The sequence below is a fragment of the Clostridium sp. MSTE9 genome, from assembly GCF_000277625.1.
In the GTDB taxonomy this organism is placed as follows: domain Bacteria; phylum Bacillota; class Clostridia; order Oscillospirales; family Acutalibacteraceae; genus Faecalispora; species Faecalispora jeddahensis.
In genome coordinates this window covers 182,167-199,452 of record NZ_AKFU01000032.1, presented here as the reverse complement: position 1 = coordinate 199,452, position 17,286 = coordinate 182,167, and the positions used below count along the sequence as shown (strand labels likewise).

At 51.2% G+C, this 17,286-nt stretch carries 13 protein-coding genes and 1 pseudogene; 8 read left to right on the top strand and 6 right to left on the bottom strand.

The features are described 5' to 3' along the window. The 6 genes from HMPREF1141_RS17515 to HMPREF1141_RS07670 all read left to right on the top strand — a co-directional run. On the top strand, positions 1 to 211 hold a 211-nt coding region (locus HMPREF1141_RS17515), incomplete at its 5' end, for a hypothetical protein (RefSeq protein WP_196795034.1). Between the two features lie 30 nt (positions 212 to 241). Beyond that, positions 242 to 655 (top strand): hypothetical protein, encoded by a 414-nt coding sequence (locus tag HMPREF1141_RS07690; RefSeq protein ID WP_009062803.1) that lies wholly within the window; start codon positions 242 to 244, stop codon positions 653 to 655. 196 nt (positions 656 to 851) lie between these two features. Continuing rightward, positions 852 to 1,136, top strand: coding sequence for a hypothetical protein (locus HMPREF1141_RS07685; protein ID WP_009062554.1), 285 nt, complete (start codon positions 852 to 854; stop codon positions 1,134 to 1,136). Between the two features lie 324 nt (positions 1,137 to 1,460). Continuing rightward, positions 1,461 to 3,353 carry an oligopeptide transporter, OPT family gene (locus tag HMPREF1141_RS07680; protein ID WP_035316732.1) on the top strand — a complete coding sequence of 631 codons (1,893 nt, stop codon included), beginning with the start codon at positions 1,461 to 1,463 and terminating at the stop codon, positions 3,351 to 3,353. 78 nt (positions 3,354 to 3,431) lie between these two features. After that, positions 3,432 to 3,761 (top strand): PqqD family protein, encoded by a 330-nt coding sequence (locus HMPREF1141_RS07675; protein WP_009062602.1) that lies wholly within the window; start codon positions 3,432 to 3,434, stop codon positions 3,759 to 3,761. A gap of 265 nt (positions 3,762 to 4,026) precedes the next feature. Continuing rightward, positions 4,027 to 5,466 carry an aminoacyl-histidine dipeptidase gene (locus HMPREF1141_RS07670; RefSeq protein WP_009062490.1) on the top strand — a complete coding sequence of 480 codons (1,440 nt, stop codon included), beginning with the start codon at positions 4,027 to 4,029 and terminating at the stop codon, positions 5,464 to 5,466. A 478-nt stretch (positions 5,467 to 5,944) separates the two neighbouring features. Here the strand turns inward: HMPREF1141_RS07670 and ilvD are convergent. From ilvD to HMPREF1141_RS07640, 6 genes and pseudogenes are all read right to left on the bottom strand, one after another. Further along, positions 5,945 to 7,558, bottom strand: a pseudogene (gene ilvD, locus HMPREF1141_RS07665) (dihydroxy-acid dehydratase); the annotation flags it as partial. A 260-nt stretch (positions 7,559 to 7,818) separates the two neighbouring features. Then, positions 7,819 to 9,351, bottom strand: coding sequence for an altronate dehydratase family protein (locus HMPREF1141_RS07660; RefSeq protein WP_009062586.1), 1,533 nt, complete (start codon positions 9,349 to 9,351; stop codon positions 7,819 to 7,821). A gap of 142 nt (positions 9,352 to 9,493) precedes the next feature. Continuing rightward, positions 9,494 to 10,486 carry a hydroxyacid dehydrogenase gene (locus tag HMPREF1141_RS07655; RefSeq protein WP_009062717.1) on the bottom strand — a complete coding sequence of 331 codons (993 nt, stop codon included), beginning with the start codon at positions 10,484 to 10,486 and terminating at the stop codon, positions 9,494 to 9,496. 354 nt (positions 10,487 to 10,840) lie between these two features. Continuing rightward, positions 10,841 to 12,022 (bottom strand): hypothetical protein, encoded by a 1,182-nt coding sequence (locus HMPREF1141_RS07650; protein WP_009062458.1) that lies wholly within the window; start codon positions 12,020 to 12,022, stop codon positions 10,841 to 10,843. A gap of 434 nt (positions 12,023 to 12,456) precedes the next feature. Then, positions 12,457 to 13,350, bottom strand: a complete 894-nt coding sequence (locus HMPREF1141_RS07645) for a 3-hydroxyacyl-CoA dehydrogenase family protein (protein WP_009062740.1) — start codon at positions 13,348 to 13,350, stop codon at positions 12,457 to 12,459. Positions 13,351 to 13,391: 41 nt separating this feature from the next. Next, entirely contained in the window at positions 13,392 to 14,579 is a 1,188-nt protein-coding gene (locus tag HMPREF1141_RS07640) for a thiolase family protein (protein ID WP_035316757.1), read from the bottom strand. 625 nt (positions 14,580 to 15,204) lie between these two features. Here HMPREF1141_RS07640 and HMPREF1141_RS07635 point away from each other — a divergent pair. Both HMPREF1141_RS07635 and HMPREF1141_RS07630 read left to right on the top strand, forming a co-directional pair. Further along, a complete protein-coding gene (locus HMPREF1141_RS07635; RefSeq protein WP_035316731.1) occupies positions 15,205 to 15,987 on the top strand; it encodes an enoyl-CoA hydratase-related protein in 783 nt (260 codons plus the stop codon). 83 nt (positions 15,988 to 16,070) lie between these two features. Further along, positions 16,071 to 17,273 (top strand): CaiB/BaiF CoA-transferase family protein, encoded by a 1,203-nt coding sequence (locus HMPREF1141_RS07630; RefSeq protein ID WP_009062501.1) that lies wholly within the window; start codon positions 16,071 to 16,073, stop codon positions 17,271 to 17,273. Positions 17,274 to 17,286 lie beyond the last annotated feature (13 nt).

Genomic DNA, 17,286 nt, shown 5'->3' with positions numbered 1-17,286 from the left:
TTTTTTAATAAGAAAAACCTTCTGTGCCGAAGGTTCAGAAAAAAGCTGGGGTTGTCTAAAAACAGCAGGGAAGAGAGAACCTCAGCAAATAAAAACCACCGGCTGTGCCGGTGGTTTTTATTTAGGTGCATTGAAATACCATATATTTCCTATCAGTTTGTCTGCCATTCATATTGACGCTTTATCATTTTTTGCTCATACTTTGATTTGATAACACCTATCAGTGAAAGGAGAGAGAAGCGTGGATCAAAAGATTGAGTCTCAAATCATTTCTGCTTTTATCATCGATCTGAAAAAAGAACGAGCGAAATACGAGCTCTGGAACGAAAAAAAGCGGAGAGATTTTATATGGAAAACTTGCGTGCGCAAATATTTTAATGAAAGATGTGTACGGCGGATTACGCAGCCGATTTCCAGCTGGCAAGACGTTTATCGTCTGTTAAAAAAGAATGGTGCTCCAGACACTTGCTATGTGCTGAGCATAAATGAAGGGTTTGATGGGGTTACGCTTCCTCTGGAGGTTGCCTTAGAGCATCTTGTTTTCAATGGACCGGCTCTCATTTCCTGCATCCATGGAAAATTGGCTTATTTGGGAGAAGAACCGACGATTGGGCCTTCCGCGAGATACTTGCTCATTCGTGAGCAAGTAATTTGATTGCATTCCAGCGTTGAGGGCGGATCGATATTCTTACTGTGAAATCCATACGGAACGGGAGAGTTAATTGAGCTATATCTTATTAATACTTGCTTTATTTTTATTGACATTCTGCTATCTTCGGAGTTTATACTCGTGTATCATCGATTATCAGGTCAATAACAGTGCCAGACGGAAAAGAAGAAAAGGCCAAACATTGATAGAATGGATTCTTTATAGGCGGTACCGCAAGGAAATCCCACGGATTTTATTGATTACATACTTTGGCTGTTTCATTTTCCATTTGATCGCTTTTGTTTTAGCGATCCTTTTCTGGGCAAACCATTTGGAAGAAACCGCTTTTCATCATTTTAGACTGACTGTGGCGGCAGATTATGGTCTGATTTTCATTTTGGCAATTGCTTTTTATGGAAGGCGCAAAAATGGCCAGACATATGCCAAGGTAGAACGCTGGATCAAAAAGAGAAAAAGGCAAAGATAAATTCACTTTTGAGTCCGGGTACGGATCACTATGATGAGTCAGCAGAAATCCGTACCCGGCTTCTGTCGATACCTGAGCGGCCGCATATACACAGGTGGTCGAAAAAGGCGATGTTAAGAAAGAGATTCGCTTTTCCGGCCCGATTTTCCTATGATGGGAAGATCTGTTTGTCCATCTAAATTTTACAAAATTTTATATCATTACAAACAATTTTTACATATTGCAACAAAGCATTGACTAATGCGTAAAACCCTATTAAAATTGTTTTATCTCTACATGAAATTTAATTTACATATTCATGAAAATTTATTGGAGGTAAGAACATTGGAAGAAAAAAATCATAAGCCTTATATTCCGGCGGATAAGGTAGTACCTGAATTTACGGTTTATTCAGTAGCTTTAGGTATTTTGCTCGTTATTCTATTCGGCGCCGCCAATGCGTATTTGGGGCTGCGCGTAGGTATGACGGTTTCGGCCGCGATCCCCGCATCTGTTATCTCTATGGGCATCATCCGCGTGATTCTGAAACGTGATTCCATTCTGGAAAACAACATGGTGCAAACCATCGGCTCTGCCGGCGAGGCAGTGGCGGCCGGTGCGATCTTCACCATGCCGGCGCTGTTTATGTGGGCGGAGGACGGACTTACGTCGATGCCTTCTCTTATTGAAATTTCTTTGATCGCCCTGTGCGGCGGTATTCTCGGTGTTGTATTTATGGTGCCGCTGCGTACGGCGCTGATCGTCAAAGAGCACGGCGTTCTGGTTTACCCGGAGGGACAGGCCTGCGCCGAGGTTCTGATGGCCGGTGACAAAGGCGGCAATAAGGCCTCTACTGTTTTTATCGGCCTGGGTGTTTCCGCCGTATATAAGTTTATTACGGATGGACTCAAGCTTTTCCCCAGTGAGATCGATTGGAAAATCCCCATGTATAAAGGTGCCGGATTTGGTGCAGATGTGCTTCCCGCGCTGGCTGGTGTTGGTTACATATGCGGAGCACGGGTATCCTCTTATCTTCTCGCGGGCGGCGCTACCGCATGGTTTGTCGTTATGCCGCTCATTGCTCTTTTCGGCAACGATCTTGTTATCTTCCCGGCAAGCGTTTCTGTTGCGGAGCTGTGGGAAACCCAAGGAACATGGGGGATCTGGAGCAATTTTGTCCGCTACATCGGCGCTGGTGCCGTGGCGGCCGGCGGAATTATCACTCTGATCAAAACCCTGCCTTTGATTGTCCGCACGTTTCGGGACGCAATTGCCGGTTACGGACAGAGCACGAAGGGTACGCTGCGTACCGAACAGGATCTTTCCATGAAGTTCCTGCTGATCTGCACGGTAATCGTCGCTCTGGTCATGTGGCTCGTTCCGGCCATCCCGCTGAATTTCCTGGGAGCGCTGATTGTCATTATTTTTGGCTTCTTCTTTGCGACCGTTTCTTCCCGGATGGTCGGACTGATCGGTTCGTCTAACAACCCTGTTTCGGGTATGTCGATCGCAACGCTGCTCATTGCTACCATGCTTTTGAAAGCGACGGGCAATAGCGGAATCGGCGGTATGATCGGCGCGATCACCATCGGCTCCATCATTTGTATCAGTGCGGCGATTGCCGGCGATACTTCTCAGGATTTGAAAACCGGTTTCCTCGTGGGCGCTACGCCAAGGCTGCAGCAGATTGGCCAGCTGATTGGAACCATTATTTCCGCACTTACCATCGGCGGCGTTCTGTACCTGCTCAACCAGGCCTGGGGATATGGTTCGTCAGAGCTCCCCGCACCGCAGGCCACGCTGATGAAGATGGTCGTGGAAGGCGTTATGGGCGGCAATCTCCCCTGGGCGCTTGTGTTTACCGGAGTAAGCATTGCGGTTATTATTGAAATTCTTGGCATTCCCGTGCTGCCCTTTGCGATTGGGCTGTATCTGCCGATTCATCTGTCCGTGCCGATCATGGCTGGCGGTTTGATTCGTCTGTACCTGGAAAAGCGCAAGGCTTCGTCCGAAGAGGAAAGAGAAGACATGGTGCAGTCCGGCGTGCTTTACAGCTCCGGTCTGATTGCGGGTGAAGGTCTCATCGGTGTTTTCCTCGCGATATTTGCCGCGCTCAGCGTCAATGTGGCACTGCCCGAGTCCCTGCACTTCGGCAATATTGCCGGATTGATTGCTTTTATTCTGCTGCTCATGACCATTCTGAAATTCACTGTTTGGAATAAAAGCCTGAAAAGATAATCAAAATGAAAACATGGCCGGGCTGTACACCATAAAAGGGTGTATGGCCCGGTTCAAATCGAACCGGGAGAAGCTTTGATGGAAAAAAGAAAAAACTATCTGGATTTTGTGCCGGTTCTGAATGCTCAAAATTCATGGGATGAAAAGGACGGCATTGTCACAGTCCACATGGTGCATAAGGGCATTCACCACGTGATTGCCCAAAAGTTATTTCATTCGCCCCCCGTAAGTCATATCGCACTGGATACCTTCGGCAGTTTTGTGTGGAAGAAAATCGACGGCGTGCGGACTGTGGGCGATATAGCGGACGAAATGAAGGCGCATTTTGGCGATCAGGCGGAACCGGTTTATAACCGTCTGGTTCATTATATGAAGATTTTGCAAAACAACCGTTTCGTTCAGTTCTAAAAGAAAGGGTGAAAACCTGACCGGCGGAACAAAGCCGGTATGATTTCTTATGGTAACGGAACAACGTACCCTTTGTGTAGAATCCAAGGATTTTGCATGACGAGTGACGGATGTTATAATAACAGGAATGAGATGCGGGAACAATTGGTTCATCCTTCAGCGGCGAACATATCCCCGCTTCGAGTTTCAAGGTTCTCTCAGCCGCCGGCAGCTGGTTGCCGTAAACGGTGTGAGGTTCCTATTATACTGTAAAGGAGCTATCGTCATGGGAGTATTAGAGCATCTGGAACCGAACAATGTTTTTCATTTTTTTGAAGAGATTTCCGCGATCCCGCGCGGATCCACGAACACCAGGGCAATCAGCGACTGGTGCGTAAGCTTTGCGAAAGCACGCGGGCTGGAATATCATCAGGACAGCTTCAACAATGTGATCATCATAAAAGAAGCGACACCGGGATATGAAAGTGCGGAGCCGATTATTCTGCAGGGGCATCTGGACATGGTCTGCGAAAAAGAGCCGGACTGCACCAAGGACATGGAGAAAGAAGGCATTGATCTTGTGATCGATGGCGACCGGATCCGGGCCAAGGGCACCACGCTCGGCGGGGACAACGGTATCGCTGTCGCTATGGCGCTGGCGGTGCTCGACTCAAAGGAATTATCGCATCCCCGTGTCGAGGCGATTCTCACCATCGATGAGGAAATCGGTATGCTGGGCGCCATCCAGCTGGATATGTCGCCGTTAAAGGGCAGAAAGCTCATTAACCTTGACTCTGAGGAGGAGGGGATTTTTACCGTGAGCTGCGCGGGCGGCAATATGACCCGGTGCCGTTTGCCCATTGCACGCGCACCGTATTCCGGCACTGTGCTGAATATCACGGTGGGCGGTCTGCTCGGCGGCCATTCCGGTGCGGATATCGATAAAGGGCGCGCCAACGCCAGTATGCTGCTGGGCCGCCTGCTGTATGCCGCAAAGAAAAAGTCGGATTTCCGTTTGATCTCTGTAGAGGGCGGCAAAAAGGACAACGCAATTCCGCAGCAGTCAGAAGCGCTGTTGGTCGCCGCCAATGCGGATCTGGTTCGTGTGATTGCAGCGGACATGGAAACAGCTTTCAAATCGGAATACCAAAAGAATGATCCGGGCCTGTTTGTAGAAGTGAAAGATGCGGCGACAGAGCTTGTTCCTATGGATGAAACCGCGACCCGGAAGGTGCTCCATATGCTGACCTGCATGCCGAACGGCATTCAGGAAATGAGCGCCGACATTGAGGGGCTGGTTCAAACCTCGCTGAATCTTGGCATACTGGCAACCGAAGAAGAGGAGCTGCTTGCCTCCTTCTGCCTGCGCAGCAGTGTTGCGACACAAAAGCAGATGCTGGTTGACCGCCTGGCTTGCGAAATGGAGCTGCTGGGAGGAAGCATTCAGATTTTCGGGGATTATCCGGCATGGGAATATAAGCACGAATCGGCGCTGCGCGACCTGATGGTTCGGATTTTCCAAAAGCAGTATGGCCATGATCCGGAAATTTCTGCGATCCACGCAGGACTTGAGTGCGGTATGTTTATGGGGAAACTGCCCGATCTGGACTGCATATCGATTGGTCCGGATATGTCGGAGGTTCACACCTATCGCGAAAGCATGAGCATTTCGTCCGTTGGCCGCGTGTGGGACTATCTGATTGAAGTTCTTCAGTGCCTGAAGTAAGGCGGATCGAGAAAGCTCCATGGTGAAAACTGTGGGCTTTCGCCGAAAACATGGGTGCAATCCCGAATGAGAATCTGTTTTATTTAGGCTCTCTGCCAATCATTAAAGTGACTTCAAAGGGAAACGAAAGGAGCGGCGTTAAGCCGCTCCTTTTTGCATTGCGGCATTGAAGTTATGCACAATGCGATTGCGAAAGCGTTGAAAATTACGGTGACCGTGGGTGCTGTGCTTAAAGACTTTAACTTTGCTGCTGGCCTTTTCAGTAAAGGTGCTCATCTGAAGGCAATAGTACGATCGTGTCCGAAAAAACTGGATCACTACCGGCGAAAAGTCGGCAGTGATCCAGTTTTTCATTCGCTTGCTTTACTATCTAAATTGAAAGCGCGGGGTAGGTTTCTAAAATCACCTTGGCGGTGTTGGCACCCTCAGTGCCTTTTGTCCCAAAGAATTCCTGACCAGGATAATATCTTTGGCAGCCTTACTTGAGCACAGCGCCTTCCCAAACGCTGCCGACATACTTTTGATACCGCTTCAGATAATCGCTGTCAGTCTTTGTCAAGGTCGGGCTCCAACTCTTTCTCCGTTCTTCCATCACTTCCTCCGGAACTAACAGTTCCAGCTTGCGGTTTGGAATATCAATCGAAATCAAATCCCCGTCCTGTACCAGGCCGATCGGGCCCCCGACAGCGGCTTCCGGGGAGATATGCCCAATACACGGCCCATGCGTTGCGCCGGAAAAACGGCCGTCTGTAACCAATGCTGTCGTATCACCCAGCCCCAGGCCCATCAGCTGAGTCGTGGCCAGCAGCATTTCGCGCATACCCGGGCCGCCCTTGGGCCCTTCATTTCGAATCACGATAACGTCGCCATGATGAATTGCACCCTTTTGGATCGCCTCGATTGCCTTTTCTTCACTTTCGAATACACGAGCCGGGCCGGTATGGCATTTCATTTCTTCATTATGGATACCGTTCTGCTTCACAACGGCACCTTCCGGAGCCAGGGAGCCCTTGAGAATCGCGATACTGCCCTCCGCATGGAATGGTTGATCCAAAGTGGTGAGAACGTTTAAATCACGGGTTTTATGGCCGGGCAGGATATCCCTCCATGCCTGCCCGGTTACCGCAGTGACGTTCAGGTCAAGCAAGCTCTGAATTTCACCCATGACGGCAAGGACACCGCCGGCGTTTTCCAGATCCTGCAAGGAGTATTTACCGGATGGGCGCACATTGACAATTTGGGGCGTCGCCCTGCTGCAGGCTTCAAAATCATCCGGCCCAATGCTGATGTTGAATGCACTTGCGATTGCCGGAATATGGATCGTTGTATTTGTAGAGCCGCCGAGTGCCATGCTTACCTTAATCATATTGATGAAGTTTTCGCGCTTTATGTAATCTCTGGGGCAGATATTCTTTTTTACCATCTGCATCAGGCGTATGCCGCTTTTCCTTGCGATACGCAGCCTGTCTGCATGGATGGCCAAAACCGTGCCGCTGCCGGGCAAAGACAGTCCCAAAGGCTCCATTAGACATGACATGGTATTGGCTGTTCCCATCATTGGGCAGCTTCCGGGGCCTGTGCACACCGACATTTCCATTTCTTTGTATTCATCCTCGGTGATTTCACCGCGGAATAAGCGGCCTGCAGCTTCACGCACACGAAATGCACCTTCCATCGGTTCCCCGCGGTAATTACCGGTGACCATTGGCCCTGATGTGACGATTACACTGGGAATGTTGATTCTTCCAGCCGCTATTGCCATTGCAGGGACGATTTTGTCGCACCCGGCCAGCAGCACGAGACCGTCCAGCCGTTGAGCCTGAGCCATTACCTCAACAGAATCTGCGATGATGCCACGACTGGGTAAGACATAATGCATACCATCGTGACCCTGTGTACAGCCGTCGCATATGCTGATCGTATTAAATTCAAATGGACGGCCACCTTCAGCGATGATCCCTTCTTTCACAGCAGCACTAAGTTCGCGCAGATGCTTGTGGCCGGGATGCATTTCATTCCAGGAATTCACGATCCCGATAAAGGGCTTTTTTAATTCGTCTTCGTCTATGCCCAAGGCATATAAGAGCGTACGGTTGCCGGCGTTGTTTCATCCGCCGACCATCTCGTTGCTGCGATACGGCTTCTCCAGCATTGCCATGTTACCTACTCCTTTTTAATTGCTGACTAAATGTAATTTGGTGTGCAGGATGATTTGTTTTCAAGAAAAGATGTTTATTTGATATTTTAAAAATCAATAAACACAATCTCGTCTTGTATGAGAAAATTTCTGACACACCTGCATCTCTGAAATTTGAGCTCTGGTTAAAAACGAGCACTTGTGTACAAACAGGATCAGCTCGTAATCCCCAACCACCAGACCACAAATTCATCGTTGCCCATGCCGAACAGCTCGCTCTTGGTCGGTTTGCCGGAGGCTACCTCTATGATGGCCTCAAAAATATCCTCACCCATCTCCTCGAGCGTTTTCTCTCCGTCGATGACGACACCGGCGTTCATATCCATATCATCCTCTTGCCGTTGAAAAAGAGGAGTATTGGAAGAAATTTTCAAAGTGGGGAAGTGCTGTGCTCCAAAGCAGGAGCCACGCCCGGTGGTAAAAACACATAAATTGCATCCGCCTGCAAATAGGGCGGCGGCAGCCATTGGATCATAGGCCGGGGCGTTCATGATGACAAACCCCTGCTCTGTGATCTTTTCACCGTAGTCAAAAACACCGTTAAGAGGGGTGCTTCCGCCTTTTTTAGCGCCGCCCAGCGCCTTTTCTAGGATATTAGTAAGACCTCCGGCGTTATTACCCGGAGTTACCTTACCGTTGATTTGAGCATCGCGTCCCTTGCAGTAATCCAGCCACCAATTCATCAAATCGATTAGCTTTTGTGCCACTTCGGGGGATTTGGCCCGGCGGACAAAGGCTCCCTCTATTCCAAATAACTCTGTGATTTCTGTCAGAACGGCAGTGCCTCCCTGTTCGATCAGCAGATCCATCGCCTTTCCCAAAGCCGGATTGGCGGAGGAACCGGAGAATGAATCAGAGCCCCCGCACTCCATCCCGATTTTTAAGTGGCTGATCGGAACCGGCTGGCGTTGACACTGGTTGGCAATAGGGAGCATGGCTTCCACCATGGCAATGCCCTGTTCCATTGCTTTTCTGGAACCCCCAACTTCCTGAATGACCAGGCGGCCCAGCAAAGGGCCGGGGGTCAGTTCAGCTTCCTCAAAAAATGCATCGATGTTATTGGATTCACAGCCCAATGCGCACACGACTGCGCCCGCTATATTCGGATTTTTGACGTGCCCCCCTAATATCCGCCGAAGATAAGACATGGGTGTGCCCGTCTTTTCCAATCCGCAGCCGGAACTGGTGATAAGCGGAACAATGGCGTCTACATTCGGGTAATCCTTCAGCCTTTCAGGAGTAAAGTAATTTGCGATTTTTCGTGCCACCGTAGCAGCACAGTTGCTGCACACGGCAACAGCGATGCAGTTGCGCGTGCCAACCTGCCCGTCCGGGCGCACATATCCCTGAAAGGTACGGCACTGCTCAGGGGGCAGTATGTTCACCGGATGGTAGTCCCGGCAAAACTCGTATTGTTTCGATACAGAATCAAAGTAAATCGTTTCGTTGTGCATGTGGGTTCCGGCCTCTACATCCCGGGCAGCATAGCCGATCACCGTATTGTATTTTAAAATGGGTTCATTCTGGCGTATCGCGCGGGATGCGATTTTGTGCCCAATTGGAATATCGCTCTGGACGGTAAAATCTTCGTCAGGTATATAGGTGCCTGCTGCAACAGGCTCCCGTGCCACCACAATGTTATCTGCGCTGTCTAAACGAATTACGGGGGATTTTTTCTCTGTAGTCATTCCATTCTCCCTTCGCGCGGCTTTATGTAATGAATTGCTTCTTCATGCGCGTCTTCTTTTATTGAAAAAGGCAAAGGAAATGCTGAATACCCTTTGCCTCTCTCGCTTTGCAGTAAGCACTATTTAGAGTGAATATATTGAATCACTGCTCTGAGGCCCATTCTTTCCCTTGCCAAACAGGGTGATCATAAACCGACGGATCCGCTACGTACTTCCACTTTTCACCATGGCAAACGGCTAAACAGCCTTTGACACACATTTGTGCCATTCTGATAACCGACTCCCGGCTCAGTGCGGCAGCATGCGGGCTGAGAATCAAGTTCGGAGCTTGGAACAAAGGGTTGTCAGGCGTGGGGGGTTCGGTAGTAAAAACGTCGATGCCCGCTCCGGCTATTGTGCCGGATTTTAGTGCCTCTACTAAATCTTCCTCATTGATAATTCCGCCCCGGCCACAATTGATAATGAGAGAAGTTTTCTTCATTGATGCAAGCTGTTCCTTGGCAATCAAATTACGGGTTTGCTCCGTGAGCGGAATATGAATCGTGACCAAATCGCTTGCTTTCAGCAGCTCTTCATAGTCGGAAAAATACAGTACACCCAGTGATTCGATTTTTTCCCGAGATAAAAACGGATCATACCCGGCAACCTTCATGCCACATCCTTGGCACAGCTTTGCCATTTCACGTCCAATAGCCCCTAATCCCAGGATACCGACTGTTTTTCCTTCCAGTTCAAAAGATTTTTGTGCATCACGGATTTCCCAATTTCCGGCGCACATCTCCCGATGCGCATCCATCAGGTTTTTAGACAGCGAAAACATCATGGCAATGGCATGCTCCGCTACGCTGCGGTTATTGGCGCCCGGGGTAATGATGACGGGGATACCGTGAGCCGTAGCTGTCTTTACATCCACATTATCGTATCCGACCCCTGTGCGCCCAATTACCTTTAATTGCGGGCTGTTTTCAATGACGTGGCGGTCACACTTGCCGACGCGGACAAGTAATGCGTCCGCATTCTGCATCTGATCCAGATATTCATTCGGGTCAGGATGATTCGCGGTATAAACCTCCGCCTTTCCGACTAACAGCTCCATTCCCTCAGGGGAAACTGCTTTTGTCATAACAAATTTCATCTCACCTTAATCCGCCTTTCCTAAAATGAATTGAACCATGCGATCCAGCTATCTTTTGATACTTGAATTTTCTATCAGTGGAGTATGCAGTAAAGAGCAGTACCGGAACGGAATTCGTAAAAATGTATAGCAATGCAGTGTGGAGTAAGCATTGCTATACACCTTTCTTTTACGTAGAGCGCTGGCCAGCATGATAATCACTCAGGTTCATACTAACACAGAAGCCGGTTCCCCTCCAAATGTGTTTGGAGGGGAATTTGCAATGATTCCTTTATTTCCCTGATATTTCTGAGTCGTTGCCAAGACCGGAAATGACACCGGTCGAAGCCGGACCGTGTTCGTGAAAATGGCTGATTACTTCAGTGCCGCTTCCGGCTCGGCACTCCCCGCCAGAGCGGCGGCGCGCTGCTTATTGATCTGGTGAATCCGCCAGGGAGCAAAGATCAAGCCGCCGACGATGAAGGTGGGGATACGAAGGAACGAAATCACCTGGTAGCCTTTTGTGACCAGAGCGACGATGCCGATCTGCGCCAAAAGCAGCGACAGACCCAGAAGGATGATTCCGAAAATCATGTCCACAATCGCCTGATTGTACTTCTTCTTTGGGTTGAACCAAGGCCCGAAACGCGCACAGACAGCTACCACATCCGACATGGAAACATAAGCCAGGAACAGGCCGATACTGTAGATCAAGGACAAAATACCGGTGGAACCAAAACGCTCCACGATCATGTCGTAAATCGGAATCACGCTGTCGCTGATCCCAGGCATGCGGGACAGAACGGCAAGAGAAACGATAAACAGCATAAATCCATTGAGGAAGCCGCCGAAAATAGCCATCACCTTGCAGTCGTTTTTGCTGGTGAATTTTCCTGCAATCGCTATGTAAGCACTGCAGAATCCGACCTGCAGACCGGTATACCACATCATATCACCGATTGCCGATCCCGTTGAAACGTTGAATGTCTCTTTGGTCTGTACGATGTTCACGACACCGCCCCAGTTTTCTTTGAGCAAAACAAACGCCACGACAAGAATCGCACCGGTCATGATGATTCCAAGAGGCAGGTCGATTTTCGCCATTACGGTCGCGCCGAACATGGAGATCGCGACGACAATCAGCAGGCACACAAATGTCCCAAGGGTATAATTCATACCTACAGACTGATTCAGGAAGGTTCCCGCGCCGGCCAGTACCGCGCTGCTGTTTACCAGAAGGGAGATCAAGACGATCACGTCAAAAACGATCACCATAATTTTTCCGACAGCTTCTTTTTTGGAATACAGCGAGTATGCGACATCTTTATAGCTGTCAGCCTTAATTAACCGCGAATACTCTCCCATATAGTAAAAAACGAAACCAAGAATAATGAATGGGACTAACGTGGTGACAAGCGATATCCATCCGGACCTTGTAAAATATTTTAATAGAGTTAAACCGGAGCAAAATCCCGCCCCGCAATGATTGCCGAACCATGCAAAAGCGGCGCCGAGCGCTACAAACCACTGGATTTTGGCCTGATTGGTTTTAATCATCTTCACATCTCCTCAATAGTATATTACCTGTATCGACAGGCTTTGAAGGGCTGCTTTTAGCAAAGAAACACACTCTTTTTTACCTCATATTTTCTTCAGCGGATGGTTTCCGAATTCCTCCCCCTTTCCTGATTGTCCCTGGGGTCGTTTCGCCGTGTCCTACCTAAGCTGTTTTATAGATTGTCCCCGTATTGTATTTTAGATTCCATTGCCGGCCGGTCTTTTCTTTTTTTCTCCGTAGTCGGAAAAGAAAAGATTCAGACTGTTTTAACTGAAAGGAGACTGATAGGCAGCCGGATCGGTTAACGCTGTCCATCCCAAGCATGGCCGTTTTCGCCCTTGCGATAAGGCGGTACCCCTTTTATGTATGACGCCGTGAACGCTGCGCAGATCGCGGTGCTTTCACCGGAAACGAAACCGGGCGGTTACAGCCCTTATTTTTTGTCGGCTGTGGAATAGTCGTACCAGCCTTTTCCGGTCTTTCGTCCAAATTCGCCCTTCTGGAACTTTTCTATGACCAGCGGGCTGGGTTTGTCGTATTCGTCGCCGCTTTCGGCATAGCGGTCGCGGCGCACATAGTAGTTGACGTCGATGCCGGTCAGATCCATCAGGCGGAAGGGTCCCATGGGGTATCCCAGTCCCTTTTCACAGGCGGTATCGATATCCTCTACCGAGGCGATGCCCTTCTCCAGCAGAGAACAGGCCTCATGAGTTACCGCTGCGTTGATGCGGTTGGCTACAAAGCCGGAAATCTCTTTGTTGATCACGATGGGAGCTTTTCCGGTGTTAACGGCAAAGGCCTTGACGGTCTCGATAACCTCCGGTGCGGTGTGCGGGCCGCGAACCAGTTCTACAAGCTGCATCACCAAAGCTGGGTTGAAGTAATGGATATTCAGCAGCCGCTGGGGGTTCTGAGTGACGTCGGCCAGCTTGGAGCTGACGAGATTGGAGCTGTTGGTTCCCAGGATCGTGTCCGGCCTGCACAGCTTGCTGATCCGCCCGAACAGTTCCCGCTTGATTTCCAAATCTTCGATAATGGCCTCAATGACAATATCCGCTCGGGCAGCCGCCTCGTCCACATCCTGGGAGAAGGACAGGCTGGCCGAAATCCGGTCGGCCTCAGACTGCGTAATGCGGCCCTTGGCCACGCGGCCCGACAGATAGTCGGCGGCCCATTTCTGCGCCTTTTCCACCGCGCCCAGGAACGAGTCGCACAGGATGACCTGATAGCCGCTGGTACGGCCATTGAGAGCGGTGTTCATGGCGATCTGCTGACCCATGGCTCCGGCGCCGATCACCACGATGGTTTTGACCTGCTCAATATTCATTTGACACACCTCATTTTAATATAGAAATTGCGAGATTGGAATCACAGCTTTTCAATCATCGTAGCCATGGACTGACCGCCGCCGATGCATAGGGTGGCCAATCCGTACCGGCCGCCGGTACGCATAAGATTATGCAGCAGGGTGACGATCAGGCGGGTGCCGGTGCTGCCCAGGGGATGGCCCAGAGCGATGGCTCCGCCATTGATGTTGACCTTTTCCGGATCCAGACCCAGGTCCCGCATACAGGCCACCGCCTGGGAGGCAAAGGCTTCGTTCAGCTCTACCAGGTCCATTTGCTCCACGGTCATCCCGGTGCGCTCCATGATTTTGCGGGTAGCGTACACCGGGCCATAGCCCATAATGGCCGGGTCCAGGGCGGCTCTGGTAATACCCACGATTCGAGCCAGGGGCCTGAGTCCTGATTCTTTCATTTTACGCTCGGACATCAGAACCAGGGCGGAGGCGCCGTCATTCAGGCCGCAGGAGTTGCCCGCAGTTACGGTTCCGTCCGGCTTGACGATGGGCCTGAGGGCGGCCAGAACCTCCATGGTGGTGCTGGGGCGGGGGAATTCGTCGGTGTCAAACACAAAGTTTTTCTTTTTTTCTTTCACCTCCACAGGAAGAATTTCCTCTTTGAAATAGCCCGCGGCAATGGCCGCCGCCGCCCGGCGCTGGCTCTCGGCGGCAAATCTGTCCTGCTCTTCCCGGGTGATGTGGAAGCGCTCGGCCACATTTTCCGCTGTTCTGGGCATGCTCAGAGCGGTACCGTAAATGGATGCGGGCTGGGCTGTGGTACCCGCCTCTATATTGGAATCCACCAGCGTCAGGGGGCCGTCTCCCCAGCGCTCGTGGCGCAGGTAGTGGGGCGCACGGCTCATGTTTTCGGTGCCGCCGGCTACAATGACGTCGGCCTCGCCGCACCAGATTTCCTGACAGCCGCTGAACAGGGCCTGCATGGCAGAGGCGCACAGGCGATTCACGGTAAAGCCGGGTACGTTCTCGGGCAGACCAGCTTCCAGTGCGGCGCACCGGGCGATGTTGGAGGCCTCGGTGCTCTGCCGCACTTCACCTAAAATGACCTCATCTATCCATTCCTTGTTTACACCGGCGCGCCGTATCGCTTCCTGAATGACCAGTGCGCCCATGGTATGGGCCGGTACGCTTTTCAGCGAACCGCCGTATTTTCCCACGGCGGTACGGACGGCGCCCATGATATAAACGTTTTCCATTTCCATCAAGAGATTCCCCTTTCACAAAGTCCTGCCGCAGTACGGCGGGATTCATTGGTACACAGTTTCTATCAACGTGATAAAGCAATCTCTGTGCCAATTCATTTTTGCACCAAGGAAAATAAATAAAAGGAATCCGGGAACCTCCGTGCTTTTTGTTTGGAATTCCGATGTTTTCTGGACGCAGGCCAACTTTTTCGCACCAAATTCCATCCATCAAAAAGTTTTTCGCTGTTGTGCTGAAACCGATCACCGCATCGATCCATGGGGTAATTCCTTTGTGAAATGCACATATCATTGTGCATTTGCACTTATTGTGCAATTTTATTGCACAATTTTTTATTTATCTTTATATTAGGAAGGCATTCACCTGCGATTTAAAATCCGAAAGAGTTTGTGGGCACAGCCCTTTCCATCCGGATTTTTAAAATCGAATAAAATCTGTGCCTCTCAAGCCGGGTCGGCCTGCCGGAACTTTTCCGGTGGCCCCCGGCCTTTTTTATATGAAAAATTTTGAAACAGGAGAAATCACTTGGCACGCTTATTGCTGATTTACCCTGGGTAGAAGCACATAGAGGGTCTGCCTCTGCTGAATCAATGGAAAGGAGATTGGAAGACAGTGGGGATGGAATTTGAAAATATTCTCTACGAAATCCGGGACGGCATCTTATACCTGACGCTGAATCGCCCGGAGGTTCGCAATGCCCTTACCCCAGAAATGTGGGGGGATATCAGCGCTGCTGTTCAATGCGCCCGGGAGGATGACCAGATCAGAGTGGTGATTGTCACCGGAGCAGGGGAGAAGGCTTTGGCCAGCGGCGCGGATATCCGCGAAATCCATGACCGGGATTATTTGAAAATGCTGCTGGGCACGGCGCCGGCGGCTCTGAAAAACCTGGAGGATCTGTATAAGCCTGTCATCTGCGCCATTAACGGCTACGCTCTGGGGGGCGGCTGCGAACTGGCCATGGCCTGCGACATCCGGATCGCGACCAGGCGCTCCAGACTGGGGCAGCCAGAGGTTGGCCTGAGCATCATCCCCGGCGCGGGCGGAACCCAGAGGCTGAGCCGGCTGGTGGGGCTGGGCAAGGCCAGGGAGCTGATCTATACCGGAAAAATCATCACCGCGGAAGAGGCCGAGGCCATTGGTCTGGTCAACCAGGTGACCGAGGACGACCGGGATGCCCTGATGACCGCGGCGGAGGAAATGGCACGCCAGATCATGGCCAAGGGGCCGGTGGCGATCACGATGGCGAAAATGGCCATCAATCTGGGCTATGAGACCGACATCAACACCGGCCTGATGATTGAGCGCCTTGCTCAGACCATCGCGTTCAGCACCGAGGACAGAAAAGAAGGGACCGCCGCTTTTCTGGAGAAGCGTCCCGCCCAGTTCAAAGGGCGCTGAACCGCCGGAATATCAAAGGCACCGGTACGCTGATTGCGCCGGTGCCAGGATCAAGCAGCAAAAATTTAGGGAGGAATTTTCATATGAAACCAATGGAAAACATTCGTGTGGTAGAGCTGTCCACCATGCTGGCCGGCCCGATGACCGCCCGGATTCTGGCCGAATGGGGCGCCGATGTCGTCAAGGTGGAATCGGTCAACGGCGACGCGTGGCGCAAGCAGGCGGGCACTACGCTCTCCCCCTGCACGAAAGATGCAAACCCCAACTTTGATGTGCAGAACATGAACAAGCGCTTCGTCTGCCTGAACCTGAGGACAGAGGCAGGACGCGACGCCATGATGAAGCTCTTGTCCGGGGCGGACATCTTTATCACCAACTACCGCGTTCAGGCACTGGAACCCATGGGACTTACTTACGAGCAGCTCAAGGAGACATTTCCCCGCCTGATCCATGCTTCCGTTTTGGGCTACGGCAGCGAAGGCCCGGAGAGTTCACGCCCCGGGTACGATTACACCGTGTTCTTTGCCAGAACCGGCCTGATGGCCGACCTTGCCCCGGCCGGCGGCCCGCCCCTGATCCCTGTGGGGGGAATTGGCGACCACAGCGTGGCCGTCGCCTTGTCTGGGGGCATCGCCGCCGCGCTTTATAAGCGATCTGTTACGGGGGAGGGGGATAAGGTGGATGTCTCCCTGCTGCAGGCCGGCACCTTTATCAACTGCACGGGCATTTTAAACGGCTTTAACGGGCGCAAACTGCCCCGGGACCGTTATGACTGCGGACACGCCGGCAGCAATACCTACCAGGGCTCCGACGGGGAATGGTTTTACCTTGCCATCATCGATTACCGGCGCTTCCCGGAATTCTGCCAGGTGATCGGCATGCCCGAGATTGCCGCAGACCCCAGATTCTCCACCTCAGATGTGTATTACGAGAACAGAGGCGAGCTGACCAAAATTTTGGACAAAAAATTTGCGGAACAGCCAGTTTCTTACTGGCATGAGCTGCTCGACGCCCACGATCTCCCTCATGAGGTTTTGCATCACTTTAAGGACGTTCCCTATGATCCGCAGGTGCAGGCGAACCATTACACCTATTTCCACGAATACTCGGATGGAACCAAGACCGTGTTCTCCAATGGCCCGGTCCACTTCGGGTCGATCGATCCGTCCGCGATCCCCTGCCGCATCTCCGGCTCCATCGGCCGGGATACGGACGAGGTTCTGAAAGAGATCGGCTATACAGATGAACAAATCCATGCCATGTACCAGTCCGAAGAAATCAAATAACTGCCAGAAAGGA